Source organism: Ilumatobacter sp., assembly GCF_049588435.1.
Lineage (GTDB): Bacteria > Actinomycetota > Acidimicrobiia > Acidimicrobiales > Ilumatobacteraceae > Ilumatobacter_A.
Genome location: NZ_JBAVYV010000488.1, coordinates 1 through 13,362, shown reverse-complemented (window position 1 = coordinate 13,362; position 13,362 = coordinate 1). Strand labels below are relative to the sequence as shown.

Here is a 13,362-nt window from a genome sequence, read left to right as displayed (position 1 = left end):
CAGGTCGCGGACTCCCCCTCGGAGTCCGCGACCGTGGTTCGTTCACGTCTCTCCCCGGGTCGCCGACGCCAGTAGTGTTCGCTCCTGCGCGAAAGGCGGATGATGACGACTCAAGACGGTGAGGTGGCATCGTCGACGGCTCGAGATGTGACGCTGGCGTCCGCTGTTTCCGGGGTGTTGGTGGAGAGCGAGATGGCGGCGGATCGCACGAGCGCCGTCCTGCGCGCAATCGCCGACGCGACCGATTCTCTCGGAGCGGTGCCGTACTGTCGCATCGTGCCGTTCGCTCCGGGTCGGCGATCGAACGTCGAGGAGTTCTACCCGGGCCTTGGATCGAGCGACTGCATGGCATTGCTGACCGGCGGTGATCCCGACGCGAACCGTTGTGTGATCCTGTTCGACGTCGGGCCTGGCCATCCGCGCCTGGTGCTCGAGGCGTCGATGTCGTGGAAGGGTCTCACCGACGACGCGGTGGGCACACCTATCGCGGGATGGGATCGTCGGCGACTCGAGTTCGACACGCGTGGCGACGGCGAACTCCGGTCGCTCGTGATCCATCCCGAGGTCGACTTCGTCGACGAGGATCTCGGGTTCGCCCACGGATTCCAGCGGCGCGCGACCATCGACATCTGCATGAGGTGGGACGGGGTGGCCGTCGCCGGCACGTCGGTCGAGATCGACGTCTGCGACGTCCGGAACCTCGGTTCGCTGTACGGCCGCGTGCTCGACGGCATCGTCGCTCCCGATGTGGTTCGGCAAGCCGCCAAGTGGCCCGGCTCCGTTGCGCTGCCCGAATCGATCCATCACCCGTGGGCCCCGGTGTTGATCATCGGAACGGAGAAGGCCGCGTTGTACACCTCGGCACTGGTCGATGACATCGTCGAAAAGTTCCATCACCTCCTGGATCCGGCATGGTTGATGCGCGTGGGGGTCCATCTGGAGATGTTGACCTGCCTCGGCATCGTCGAGGCCGTTCGCGACGATCTGGGAGATCTGCTGACGCCCGACGAACGACGCCACTTCGAAAGCGGTGCTGCATGGGCGGAGATCCGCGAGCGGATCGACGTGGCGGGATGGATGGAGGTGTGGGGGCTGCGCAAGATCTCGGCGCCGCGGATCGGACTGCCTCGGGCCGGCGCGGTGTCCGCACTCAACCTGATCCAGAAGAAGCGTGCCACGTTGGCGTTTCTGCACACCCACCACGAGGACCTCAAGCAGGCGATCTTGCTCGCCGGCCCGAATCTCCACGACGCGCAGGAGACGTGGCAGCGGGTGTTTCGTGACGCTGAGCGTGCGGTGCTCCGCAAGACAGCGGACGTGTTTCCGGAGCTCGGCTACCTCCCCGGTCCGATGCGGGAGGTCTCGATGTGGCAACAGCAGGGGGTGGCCGGCCAGCAGGGCCTGTACCCGACGGCGTGCAACCAGTACCGGGCATCGATGAACTCGGTCGCCAAGTGGGCCAAGGATCGGAACCTGATGGACTACACGGACGACGAGTGCATCCCCGTGCGGGCCAGCCTGCTCGAGGCGATCATGAACGATCCCGATCGCGTCGACGTGCTCGAACACGCCGACGGATACGGCGACACCGTCGATCTCCGCATCCCCGCCGGCAGGGCGGCCGACGATGCCGAGTCCGAACGCATGCTCGAGGAGTTCGAGGAACTTCTCGGACGCGCTCCGATCCTGCGGCTGCTGTCGCGAGACGAACTCCGGACGCTGGCAGCCGGAGCGCTCCCACTCCTGGCGGTCCCCGGCGAACGCATCGTGGTGCAGGGTGCCGAGGGCGACTCGCTGTTCGTGGTCGCCGACGGCGAGGTCGAGGTGCTGATCGAGTACGAGGGGCGCGATCGAGTTGTCGACACGATGGGTCCCGGTGCGGTGATCGGGGAGATGGCGCTGCTCACCGGCGAGCGACGCAATGCCACCGTGCGCGCGATCGATACCGCAATGATCCTGCAGATCGGCACGCGCCAGTACGAATCGATTCTGCGGGCCCATCCCGAGTGGGTCAACGATCTCGCCCTGATGATGCAGGAGCGTTTGGTCGCACGGGAGAAGCGCCTCGCGCGCAAGGAATCGGTCATCCGCCGACCCGCGCGGCGGAAGGCGACGCGGGCACTTCGCGATCAGATCTCGGAACGATTCTCCATCGACGTCACAGCTCGATGACGGACCCCTGGACGGCAAGGTCGACGGGAAGATTCGTCGTGGCAGCGACGTCGGTGTGGATCTGGGCGAGATCGGCGTCGGTCCGGAAGGGGTCGTGGTGGAAGAGCACCACGCGGCGCGCGCCGCCCTGCTCGGCGAGTTCGACCGGGTAGTCCGCTGCGGCGTGGCCCCACGTACTGCGCGCCGGGAGTTCCTGCCGTGTGTACTGGGCGTCGTGGACGAGGACGTCGACGTCGCGCGCCAGGTCGAGCGCCGCAGGATGGAGCACGCCGACGCCATGTTCACCCGGTCCGAGCTGATGGGGAGCGTGATCGGGAAGGTAGGCAATCGAGCCGGTCGCATCGGAGACGCGCAATCCCATCGTGCGTCCTCCCGTGTGGGGTATCTCTCGGGCGAGCACCTCGAACCCTTCGATCTCGAGCTGCGCGGAGTCGTAGGTCTCGAAGCGCCAGCGGCCGCGCAATTGACTCGGAGTGATCGGAAAGGTCGGCGGCGACATGATCCGACCCAGCAACGTCTCGGCCTCTCCGCCCTGCTCGGGTACGAGCAGCCGGACATCGGAATCCGGGTGGTCCCCGGACGCGAAGAACGGGAGGCCCATGACATGGTCCCAGTGCAGGTGCGAGAGCACGATGGCGCCGCGGAACGGCTGTTGTCGAAGTACCTCGCTGACTACACGGAGCCCCGTCCCGGCGTCGAGGATCAGACGGGGCTGCTCACCGTCGTGAGCGAGGGCGAGGCACGACGTGTGTCCGCCCGTGATCGCGAACTCCGGGCCTGGTGACGGTGACGAACCTCTCACGCCACACAGGTAGATCCGCACGTCGCGACGTTAGCCGTCGTGCGGATGAGCGTGGGACGGTCACACGCCGATGCGGTACCTGTCAACGGCTGGACAGGCAGACGCTCGACTCTTCATGTCTCCGACGGCGTGGTCGGGATAATGTCCGTTCGATGACCGGCCGAGCACTCGTCAACTGACGTTCGCCGGTGCACGCTCGACCGGCGGGACGGGAACCATTGGCAGCACACGACAGCGACACCACGTTTCGACTCGAACGCTTCGTGCCGCGCCTCGTCCTCGACTGGGTGACGGACGAGCCCGATTGCCAATGGCGCAGCGTCGAGGGCACCATGATGTTCGCCGACATCTCCGGGTTCACCGCTCTCTCGGAGAGACTCGCCACCCGAGGTCGCATCGGAACCGAGGAGTTGGTCGAGACCCTCAGCCGGGTCTTCGGGGGAATGCTGGAGATCACCGCACGGCGCGGCGGGCAGCTGCTGAAGTTCGGCGGCGATGCGCTGCTGTTGCTCTTCACCGGTGACGACCACGCGCGTCAGGCAGCTTCGGCAGCGGTCGAAATGCGACGCGACCTCAGACGGGCGAGTCAGATCCCCACATCGGTCGGCAGATTGAAGCTCGCCATCTCGATCGGCGCCCACTCGGGCTCGTTCCACCTCTTCCTCGTCGGAGATCGATACCGCCAACTCGTACTCGCCGGCCCGGAAACGACGCTGGCAATGGAGTGCGAATCGGCCGCCGATGCGGGCCAGATCGTCGTGAGTGAGCAGATGGCCTCACTGCTCGGCGCCGGCAGCACCACGCCGCGAGGCGATGGACAGCTCGTGGTCACGTGGCGCACCGGTGTCATCGACCGGGTCCGGCCGCCCGTTGCACGGGCGACCGACGTCGACGCTGCGCGCAGTGTGACGCCACCGAACATCAGCTCGGTGCTCGAGAACGGTGCACCCGATCCCATCCACCGGGTCGCGACGATCGCGTTCTTCAAGTTCAAGGGGACCGACCAGCTCCTGGAAGCTGTGGGCCCAGACGCCCTGGCCGATGCCCTGCACCGAACGTTGAGCGTGGCCGAGGCAGCATTCGATGCCGAGGAGATCGAGCTTCTCCAAGTCGACGCGGACGCGAACGGCGGCAAGTTCTTCTGCAGCTCGGGTGTGCTGCGAACGAGCGAGGACGACGAGGGGCGGATGCTCCGCGCCGCCCGAGCGATCATCGAGGCGGACCCGCCACTTCAGCTCCAGGTCGGGATCCACCGGGGACACGTTTTCGCCGGTGAACTCGGCCTTCCGGATCAGGCCGCGTACTCGAGCATGGGTGACACGACGAACACGGCGGCGCGCATCATGGTCACCGCGCCTCCGGGGGAGATTCACGCCCATCCGGCAGTGCTCGAGGCGGCTCGCGTGCGCTACGACGCCGAGCCGCGGGGCCCCTTCACGTTCAAGGGCAAGGCGCAGCCCCAGATGGTGTACCGAGTCGGTGAGGAACTGGGGCCGAGAGAAGCAACGGATGGCCACCTCCTGCGGATGCGCGGTCGCGAGGCCGAACTCGCCGCGCTGCGTGCTTCGGTCGATGCCGCTGCGCAGGGTCAGGGCAACGTGGTGACGCTGATCGGTGCGGCGGGGCTCGGAAAGTCCCGACTGCTCCGCGAGGCACTCGGATCCGATCATCCTCCGACCGTCGAGATGCACGCCGAACCGTACGGTTCGACGAACAGCTACCGGGTCCTCCGCGATCCGTTGCGGGGCCTGCTCGGGCTGGATCAACGTGACGGGGACGCGCTCGCCCGGTCACTCACGGCAATCGTCCGCGAACACGCACCACACCACGAACGGTTCCTCCCGCTGATCGGCGATGCTCTGCAGATTTCGATCCCGCCGACGGAGGAGTCGGCGGCGATCGCGCCGCGTTTCCGTGCAGATCGGACGGCCGACGTCGTACTCGACGTCATCGGCACACTCCACGATGGCCCGCTCGTATTCGTGGCTGAGGACATGCACTGGGCCGACGATGCGTCGGCCCACCTGCTCGAACGCATCGCCGCCACGACCGATTCACGGCCGTGGCTGCTGATCTGCGTACGTCGCGACGACGAGGGTGGATTCCGGACCGAACGCGGCATTCATCTTCCGGTCGAACCGCTTCCTGACGACACGATCCGCGCGGTGACCATCGAAGCGACCGAGGCCGCACCGTTGAGGCCGCATGAGATCGACCTCGTGGTGAAGCGCTCCGCCGGCAGCCCGCTGTTCGTCGGCGAGTTGGTCACCGCGGCGCAGGAACTCGGTTCGCTCGACGCCGTCCCGGAGTCGTTGCAGGGAACGCTCGCCGCTCAGGTGGATGCTCTCGATTCGCTGTCGAAACGCGTGTTGTCACGCGCGTCGGTGCTCGGGCGAAGCTTCCGGCGATCGGTGGTCGACGAGGTGCTCCGACAGGAGGGTCTGGTACTCGACCAGGCGACGATCACGCAGCTCGGTCGGTTCATCGAAGCCGACGGCCCCGATCGCTATCGCTTCAAGAACGGTCTGGTGTGCGATGTGGTGTACGACGGTCTGGCATTCCGGTCGCGTGCCCGGTTTCACGAGGAGGCTGGCGACGCGATCGAGGCGCTGAGCGATGGTGCGGAGATCGACTCTGCGATGCTCTCCCTTCACTTCTCCAAGGCCGGGGATGCCGAGCGCACCTACCGATACGCAACCGTTGCCGCCGAGCGTGCCGACCGCACCTACGTGGCATCCGAGGCCGCGGTCCACTACGAGCGGGCCGTCGACGCTGCACGACGTCTCGACGGTGTGAGCAGGGATGAGCTTCGGTTGCTGCTCGTGGCCCTCGGCGATGCTCGCCAGCACTCGGGCTTGTTCGACGCGGCCTTGGATGCGTACCGACGGGCATCCGCGGTCGCGGGAGATGATGTGGTGGCACGCGCCGAGATCCATCTGCGCCGGGCCCGGGTGCGCGAACGCGCCGGTGCCTACTCCTTGGCGCTCGGTGAGACGACGCGCGGTCGCAGCCTCGCTTCGACCGTCGCCGACGTGGAAGCGGGCGAGGCCATGGAAGCTCGCCTCCTGGCGCACGCAGCGATCGTGCGATCGAGGCAGTCACACGCGGCACAGGCTCGCTCGTTGGGGCTCGCCGCTGCCGACCTCGCGGAGCGACACGGCGAGCACGCCGCGCTCGCTCGGGCCTACCACGCGATCTTCTTGGCCGAGACTCTGCTCGGCGGAACGGACAAGGCGCTGTGGGCGCGACGCGCCCTCGACCTCTATGAGGCCATCGGCGACATCGAGGGTCAGGCCGAGATGACCAACAATCTCGGCGTGATCGCATACTTCGACAGCCGGTGGGACGAGACGGTCACGCGCTATGAGCAGGCGATCGACGCCGATCGACGCATCGGAAACCTTCTCGACGCGTCGCTGACGGCGGCGAACATCGGTGAGGTGCTGGTGAACCAGGGTCGGCTCGATGAGGCCGAGCCGCTGCTGCGCGACGCCGCTCGGGTGGTTCGTGCATCCGACTACGGCGCAGCACCATTCGTGGAGATGCATCTCGGGCGGCTGCTGACTGCTCAGGGTGATTTCGGTGAGGCGGAGCGGCTCCTTCGAGCCGGCGTCGAGCAGTGGCGCGCCAGCGGTCGGGCCGCTTCGGCGTACGAGATGTCCGTGTACCTCGCCGACTGCCTCGTGCGGTCGGGACGACCGCACGAGGGTCTGGACATCCTCGAACGTGCGACCGGTGCCGATGCCGGGGAAATCGCGATCTTCCAGGCTGCGGCTGCGCTGGTGGAGGCAACAGCGTTCATCGAGTTGGAGCGAGTCGATGAGGCAACAGCGGCGATCTGCAGGGGAGTGCGCGCTGCTCGCGAACGCTCTCTCACGTTCGACCTCGCGAGACTCCTGCTGCTCGCGGGAGACATCGGCCCACCATTCGATCGCTGTCTGGGAACGCCCGAGCCGGCCGAGGAGGCGAGAAGACTCCTCGACCGGCTCGGCGTGCTCCACCCCGATGCGGCTCGGGCCTGATCAGCCCGTGATCAGCGGGCCCACGGATCGCCGCTGCCGAAGTACACCTGCGTCTGGGTGATCTGGCCGCCGACCAGTTCACGATCGTCCGCGACGAGGCACCACGGAGCGGTGCCGTCAGCGTTCGCTCCGGCTGTACCGATACCGATCTGTGGCAACACGGCGGTGAACGTGACGTTGCCATCGACGTTTGTCGACTGCGAGAACGACTCGCACCACAGGACGTCGGTGTAGGCGGCCGCGCCGTCGGCGTCATAGTCGATCTTTCTGTCGAGCATGGCGATGTCGCCCACGTCGACAGGCGTCCATTCGATCGACATCGTTCCTGCGACCTGCTGGGCTGTTCCGCCGACGCCGACCTGTGCGTTGTTCCAGTACACGCGATCCTCGCTCACCCCGGGATCGGCACCGTCTTCGATCTCGACGATCACTCCGACGTCCTCGCACGCATCGATGGGCTTGTCAGGATTCGTCCCGTTCTCGCCACGGAGGAACACTGCGCTGGTGGCGATCTCGCCCGTGTCGCCGATCTCGGTGACCTGCTCGCCGCATTCGACAGCGACCTCGAAGTCGGTCGAGGGGCCGATGAGGTCGAGCGTCGTGCGGCTGCCGACCGCCAACCCGACCAGAGGCCACCTTGACGTCGACCCGAGTGTCACGGAGCGGAACGGGTCGGGTGGTTGGAGCTCGACGGTTGCTCCGCCCCGTGCGACCGACACCGGGTCTCCCTGTGCTCCGCCGTCGTAACCCACGGTCAACGACCCCGAGAGATTCAGCCACTTCTCGATCTTCACCTCGGCCGACGCGGCGAACACGGACGGTGTGGCCGGATCCGACCAGAACTGCTCGAAGAATGATCCGAGCTCGATCCCGAGTAGTTCCCCAGGCCCGATCACATGTCCAGAGATTCCGCAGTTTCCACGGGTGTTGATTCCGAGAGCGCGAGCGTGCAGCTGCACGATTGCGGTAGATGAGGCGGATCCGACGGCGCTCGCCGTGAAGTTCACCAGGTTGCCGGTGGAGTCCGACGCGGGAGTCACCGGCTGGTATCCGACCTGCGCGCAGTGCTTCTCCGTCATGAGTGGTTGCGAGAACGTCCGACCGTCGAGGAGGTCGAGCGTGACCGTGCCGTCCCGATGCCCGATGTCGATCGTGAGGGTTCCGAGCGGACCCGCGACGGGATCGGTCGCCTCGATGGATTCGCCCGACGCGGTCAGGGACGTGAGCCCGACGGTGCCGGCGACCAGCACCCCCGCGATCATGACCGCGCCGAAACGCCCTCGAGTTGTACCTGCGTGTGTCATGTCGCCCTCCGGGGGATGTGATGGTTAGAGCTCTTCCTATTCCGAATGTGACCGCTGTCTCTGCCTCGCCGTACTCACGTTCGACGTGTCGCAGGTCACACTCGGCGCCCGCCCACGGCCGTGCGTCCTGCGTACGGAGCCGCGAGGTACGTTCTTCGGCGATGCACGTTCGCGAACCGAATCGACCCGTCAGCCTCGTGGCACTCCTCCTGACCGCAGTCGTGACGGGAGCATTCGCCGGAGCAGTGGGCGGCGGCTTCATCTGGGTGGTCGAGGAAGGGATCGGGTTCCTGTGGAGCGACCTCCCGGACAAGTTCGGTGTCGGGCCGTTCGATTCGTGGTGGTTGTTCGCGGTCCCGATCGTGGGCGGAGCGTTGGTCGGGATCGGCCAGCGGGTACTGGGGAACTACCCGCGCCCCATCGAGGAGGCGATGGCGACGTGGCGTGCCGGTGGGCACATCGAACCGATCGTGGCGCCGAAGACCTTCGTCAACTCGGTGCTCTCGCTCACGTTCGGTGGGCCGGTCGGGTTCGAGGCGGCGCTCACCGGTCTGCTCGGCGGCACGGCGACGTGGATCAACTCCCGCATCGCCGGGGTCGGCCGCTTCGTGCGTCAGGCGTGGGGCGCCGAGCGGATCGACTCGCTGCCCAAGACCATGCATCACCTCCCGTACTGGCTCGCCGCGGTCTCGGGACTCGTGGCCTACCACTCGCTCCCGTTCGGCAGGATCGACCTCAGCTTCCGGTTCACCGACTTCGACGGACACATCGATCTTGTCGACGCGATCGCGATGTTCACGTTCGGTGCACTCGTCGTCGTTCCGGCCGCATGGGCGCTGGTTGTCGTCGGGCGCGCCGAACAGGCCACGTTCTTCTCCCGATCGCCGATCCTCATCGGCATGGCCGGCGGTGCGGTGTTCGCACTGCTCGCGCTGCCCAACAGCCTCGTTCTGTTCTCGGGACAGCAGGGAATCCAACTGCTCCCCGAGACCGGGAACGGAGATCTGATCTACATCGTCGTCGCCAAGTGGCTCGCCCTGGTCGTTGCGCTGTACGCCGGCTGGCGCGGTGGCCCGATCTTTCCGACGTACACGGCGGTTGCTGCCCTCGGGGTGTTGGCCGACGAGGTCGTGGACATCGGCCCCGATCTGCTGATGATCTCAGGAATCGCTGCGGTCGGCGTCGTCTTCCTCAAGGGCAGCCTCCCGATGGCGTTCGTCCTCACGCTGTATCCGGTGCATCTCTCGTATGCCAGCGTGATCCTGGTCGGATGCCTGGGCGGGGCGGTCGGGCTCGCGATCGCGCGATCGGCGGGCATCCTTCCGCTCACCGAGGCCGATTCAGCCGCTTCTCAGGTCGAGAGCGCGGGATCGTCCGGCGACGGTTGATTCCCGTTCGCCGGGGCGTCGATGCCCTTCACGAGCGCCGGCTCCTTGAGCCGCCGATTCACCGCGATCGCGAGCGCAAGTGTCGGCGCCGAGAGCATTGCACCCAGGAGGCCGGCGATCGCGACGCCGCACACGGTCGAGATGATGCTCGGGAGCGGGTGGAGCGACAGTCGGTCGCTGGTGAGCCGATTGCCCACGATGGTCTGCACGATGTTCTGCGCGATCAACACCACGAGCAGCAGGATGATCGCGTCACGTTGTCCGCCCGATCCGAGCGCGATGAGGAATGCGAACACCCCCGAGATGATCGCTCCGAGGTACGGCACGTAGGAGGTGATGAACGTGACGGCGACCACCGTGAGGATGAGTGGCAGGTCGAGGGCGAACATCGCGGCTCCGATGACGGAGGCCGTGACGAGGCTCGTCAACGTGATGGCGCCGAATCCTCGGCGCACGACCTGCGTCGCGTCCTCAAGGATGGCAGCACCGAGCTCGCCCGGGACTCCGAGGTGACGAGCGAGCCACGTGCGGACCTCCACCCAGTCGACGAGGATGTAGTAGAGCATGAACGTCGCGAGAAACGTGCCGAGCGCGAACGACAGCGTGCTCGAGAACACCGTCGTCGCCCAGGTTGCCGCACCGGTGATCCAGGAGTGGCCCTGCTCGAATCCGGTGCCGACGGTGGTGGACGCATCGCCGAAGATGTCGGTGTTCGCGAACCATTCGTCGAGGGAGTCGACTCCGTCGATGAGGGTGGCCCGGATCTCCAATGTCTCGAGCACGATGCCCTGGACGACGACCAACATGGTCCCGATCGAAATCGCTCCGATGAGCGCGATCAGCATCAGTGCCCCGGCGGGACGGGGGATTCGGTGCTGCTCGAGCCAATCGACGACCGGCACACCGAGGGTTCCGATGACGATCGCGAGCAGCAGCGGAACGACGAGGCCGCTGAACGCCACGATCAGTGTGTAGACCAGCAGCGCCGCGAGCAGGATCCCGACGATCCACCATCCTGTGGTGCCCCACCGACGGATGGTTCGGCGGGCAACTTCTCCGCGTACGACTGATTCATCGCTGAGCGGCGGCACGTCGAGATCATAGATCGGACCTTCGCTCCGTCGTCGATGCCCGGTCGAGGAACGTACGCTGGTCGCCCTGATGCCCGCAGCCACCACGACCACCGTCGTCGTTCCCGGTACCCATCTGATGACCGCGCTCGTCGGCCCCCGCGATCACTTTCTGCGCATGATCGAGAAGGCGTTCCCGAACGTGCTGATCACCGTGCGCGGGAACGAGGTCCGAGTCGAGGGAGAGGACACGCTCGCCGTGGCCGGCGTGTCCCGTCTCTTCGAGGAGCTGGTGACGCTGCTGCAAACGGGCCAGACGCTCGACGATCCGACGCTCGAGCGGATCTTCGCGATGGTGCGCGCCGACGAGAATCCGTCCGAGATCCTCGGTCACAACATCCTCAAGGGCGCGAAGGGTCGTCAGATCAAGCCCAAGACGGGTGGACAGAAGCGGTATGTCGATGCGATCGCGGAGAACGTGATCACGTTCGGTATCGGTCCGGCCGGGACGGGTAAGTCGTGGCTCGCGGTCGCGATGGCGGTGCGCGCACTGCAGGCCAAGCAGGTCCAGCGGATCATCCTCACGCGGCCGGCGGTCGAGGCGGGGGAGCGGCTCGGTTTCCTCCCCGGCGACCTGATGGCGAAGATCGACCCGTACCTGCGACCGCTGTACGACGCGCTCTACGACATGCTCGACCTGGAGGCGGTGACCCGACTCGTCGAGAAGCAGGTGATCGAGATCGCCCCGTTGGCGTTCATGCGCGGACGCACTCTGAACAACAGTTTCATCATCCTCGACGAGGCCCAGAACACGTCACCCGAGCAGATGAAGATGTTCCTGACGCGGATCGGGTTCGGCTCCCGCGTGGTCGTCACCGGCGATGCGACCCAGGTCGACGTCCCGAACGGCAAGAGCGGTCTCGGCAACCTCGAGCGAACCCTCGCCGGAATCGAGAATCTCGCGTTCGTCCACCTGCACGGGTCCGACGTCGTCCGGCACAAGATCGTCGCTGACATCGTCGCGGCCTACGAACGCTCCGACGGGTGAGCTGTTCCGTCGTCGCCAGCGACGTGCGGACGACCCCGGACGCCCCGGTGCTCGACGTCGAGCGGTGGGCGACCCTCGCCGAACGCGCAGCGGACCTCGAAGGCGGACAGGGTGAGTTGACGCTCACGTTCGTCGATCCCGACGAGATCGCCGACCTGAACGCCGAGTTCATGGACAAGGACGGGCCGACCGACGTGCTGTCGTTCCCGATGGACGACGAGCCGGTTCCCGGCATTCCGCTGCTGCTCGGCGACATCGTCGTGTGTCCCGCGGTGGCGGTCGAACAGTTCGAAGAGCACGCCGGAACGCTGGACGACGAACTTGCTCTCCTGGTCGTCCACGGCGTGCTGCACATTCTCGGCCACAACCATGCCGATCCCGGTGAAGCGGCGGTGATGCGGGAGCGGGAGTCGGCTCTGCTGTCGGAACTGCACTGGGGTGGTCCCCCTCCGGCGGACTTCCGCCACACCCACGCGTGATCCTGCGACCGCAAGATTGACAGCCGCAGCGCTTCGGCTCCTACGCTCGCCGGATGGAGATTTCACTCGAGGGCAAGGTCGCACTGGTCACGGGAGCATCCCGTGGGATCGGCAAGGCGATCGCTGCGTCGTTCGCTGCATCCGGGGCGAAGGTGATGATCAACAGTCGCAAGCAGGACAGCCTCGACGCCGCCGCCGCGGAGATGTCGGGCGAGGTCGAGACGTTCGCCGCAAACGCGGGCGACGACGACGCCGGTGAGCGTGCTGTCCTGGCCACACTCGAGCGTTTCGGTCGGCTCGACATCCTGGTCAACAACGCAGCCACCAACCCCTACTTCGGAGCGACGCTGGAAGTCGACAAGCCGCGCTACGACAAGACGTTCCAGGTGAACCTCGATGCGCCGATCTTCTGGAGCCAGGCCGCGTGGAAGCACGCGTTCTCGACCGACCCCGGCGTGATCATCAATGTCGCCTCCGTCGGCGGTCTGCGCGCCGAGGCCGGTCTCGGTGTGTACAACCTGACCAAGGCCGCCCTGATCCACACGACGCGCCAGCTCGCGTCCGAGATCGGCCCGACCCGCGTGGTCGGAATCGCTCCGGGACTCGTCGAGACCGACTTCGCCGCCTACCTGGTGGACAACTTCGGTGAATCGCTCGCGGCCCGCCTGCCGACGAAACGACTGGGTGACCCACAGGACATCGCGAATCTCGCGACGTTCCTCGCAAGCGACCTCGGGTCGTGGATCACGGGCGAGACCTACGTGATCGACGGCGGTGCCGGCGTCGCGTCGGCTGCGGCCGGCTGAGTGCTGCGCTGACCGGCCGACGCTCGCCGCGACGGCTGATCAAGCCGCAGTTCGACCCGCCAGGTCACTTCCCCGTCATCCGGTGTCGAGATCGGGATCGTCCGACTCGGACCGCTCGAAGTGGACGGCGTCGGGTCGGTGGAGGTCGGGGTGGAGGTGGCGGGGGATGGTGGGGTCGATGAAGCTGACCCAGCGGCTGTCGAGCTTCTCGCCGAGTGGGTTTTCGTAGTCGCGGCGGATTGGTGGTGGTGGCGTCTGGTGGGTGTGGGTG

At 66.6% G+C, this 13,362-nt stretch carries 10 protein-coding genes; 6 read left to right on the top strand and 4 right to left on the bottom strand.

Features of this window, described 5'->3' with window-relative positions:
* Positions 1-102: 102 nt before the first annotated feature.
* A complete protein-coding gene (locus WBV89_RS18435) occupies positions 103-2,172 on the top strand; it encodes a cyclic nucleotide-binding domain-containing protein (RefSeq protein ID WP_423982793.1) in 2,070 nt (689 codons plus the stop codon).
* Here the strand turns inward: WBV89_RS18435 and WBV89_RS18430 are convergent.
* Entirely contained in the window at positions 2,159-2,995 is an 837-nt protein-coding gene (locus WBV89_RS18430) for an MBL fold metallo-hydrolase (RefSeq protein ID WP_423982792.1), read from the bottom strand. The two genes, WBV89_RS18435 and WBV89_RS18430, sit on opposite strands and share 14 nt — an antisense overlap.
* A 197-nt stretch (positions 2,996-3,192) precedes the next feature.
* Between WBV89_RS18430 and WBV89_RS18425 the strand changes: the two genes are divergently transcribed.
* Positions 3,193-6,996 (top strand): adenylate/guanylate cyclase domain-containing protein, encoded by a 3,804-nt coding sequence (locus WBV89_RS18425; RefSeq protein ID WP_423982791.1) that lies wholly within the window; start codon positions 3,193-3,195, stop codon positions 6,994-6,996.
* An 11-nt stretch (positions 6,997-7,007) separates the two neighbouring features.
* Here WBV89_RS18425 and WBV89_RS18420 read toward each other — a convergent pair whose 3' ends face one another.
* A complete protein-coding gene (locus tag WBV89_RS18420; RefSeq protein WP_423982790.1) occupies positions 7,008-8,258 on the bottom strand; it encodes a hypothetical protein in 1,251 nt (416 codons plus the stop codon).
* Positions 8,259-8,461: 203 nt separating this feature from the next.
* On the opposite strand from WBV89_RS18420, the gene WBV89_RS18415 reads away from it, so the two are divergent.
* A complete protein-coding gene (locus tag WBV89_RS18415; RefSeq protein ID WP_423982789.1) occupies positions 8,462-9,688 on the top strand; it encodes a hypothetical protein in 1,227 nt (408 codons plus the stop codon).
* On the opposite strand, the gene WBV89_RS18410 is transcribed toward WBV89_RS18415, so the two are convergent.
* Entirely contained in the window at positions 9,652-10,779 is a 1,128-nt protein-coding gene (locus tag WBV89_RS18410; RefSeq protein ID WP_423982788.1) for an AI-2E family transporter, read from the bottom strand. The genes WBV89_RS18415 and WBV89_RS18410 overlap by 37 nt on opposite strands.
* A 70-nt stretch (positions 10,780-10,849) precedes the next feature.
* Between WBV89_RS18410 and WBV89_RS18405 the strand changes: the two genes are divergently transcribed.
* The 3 genes from WBV89_RS18405 to WBV89_RS18395 are packed head-to-tail and all read left to right on the top strand — an operon-like array spanning position 10,850 to position 13,091.
* Positions 10,850-11,806 carry a PhoH family protein gene (locus WBV89_RS18405; RefSeq protein WP_423982787.1) on the top strand — a complete coding sequence of 319 codons (957 nt, stop codon included), beginning with the start codon at positions 10,850-10,852 and terminating at the stop codon, positions 11,804-11,806.
* Positions 11,803-12,285 carry an rRNA maturation RNase YbeY gene (ybeY, locus tag WBV89_RS18400; RefSeq protein WP_423982786.1) on the top strand — a complete coding sequence of 161 codons (483 nt, stop codon included), beginning with the start codon at positions 11,803-11,805 and terminating at the stop codon, positions 12,283-12,285. The genes WBV89_RS18405 and ybeY overlap by 4 nt, the downstream gene beginning before the upstream one ends.
* Before the next feature lie 53 nt (positions 12,286-12,338).
* The gene (locus WBV89_RS18395; RefSeq protein WP_423982785.1) at positions 12,339-13,091 is read left to right on the top strand and encodes an SDR family oxidoreductase; all 753 of its coding nucleotides are present in this window, start codon (positions 12,339-12,341) and stop codon (positions 13,089-13,091) included.
* Between the two features lie 75 nt (positions 13,092-13,166).
* Here WBV89_RS18395 and WBV89_RS18390 read toward each other — a convergent pair.
* Positions 13,167-13,362, bottom strand: a 196-nt coding sequence (locus WBV89_RS18390) for a hypothetical protein (protein WP_423982784.1), incomplete at its 5' end; no start/stop codon positions are given.

What these genes read in the sequence shown, in the direction of transcription:
- WBV89_RS18405 (WP_423982787.1), top strand. Translation starts at nt 10,850, where the DNA reads ATGCCCGCAGCCACCACGACCACCGTCGTCGTTCCCGGTACCCATCTG.
- WBV89_RS18420 (WP_423982790.1), bottom strand. Translation starts at nt 8,258, where the DNA reads ATGATCGCGGGGGTGCTGGTCGCCGGCACCGTCGGGCTCACGTCCCTG.
- WBV89_RS18435 (WP_423982793.1), top strand. Translation starts at nt 103, where the DNA reads ATGACGACTCAAGACGGTGAGGTGGCATCGTCGACGGCTCGAGATGTG.
- WBV89_RS18415 (WP_423982789.1), top strand. Translation starts at nt 8,462, where the DNA reads ATGCACGTTCGCGAACCGAATCGACCCGTCAGCCTCGTGGCACTCCTC.
- WBV89_RS18395 (WP_423982785.1), top strand. Translation starts at nt 12,339, where the DNA reads ATGGAGATTTCACTCGAGGGCAAGGTCGCACTGGTCACGGGAGCATCC.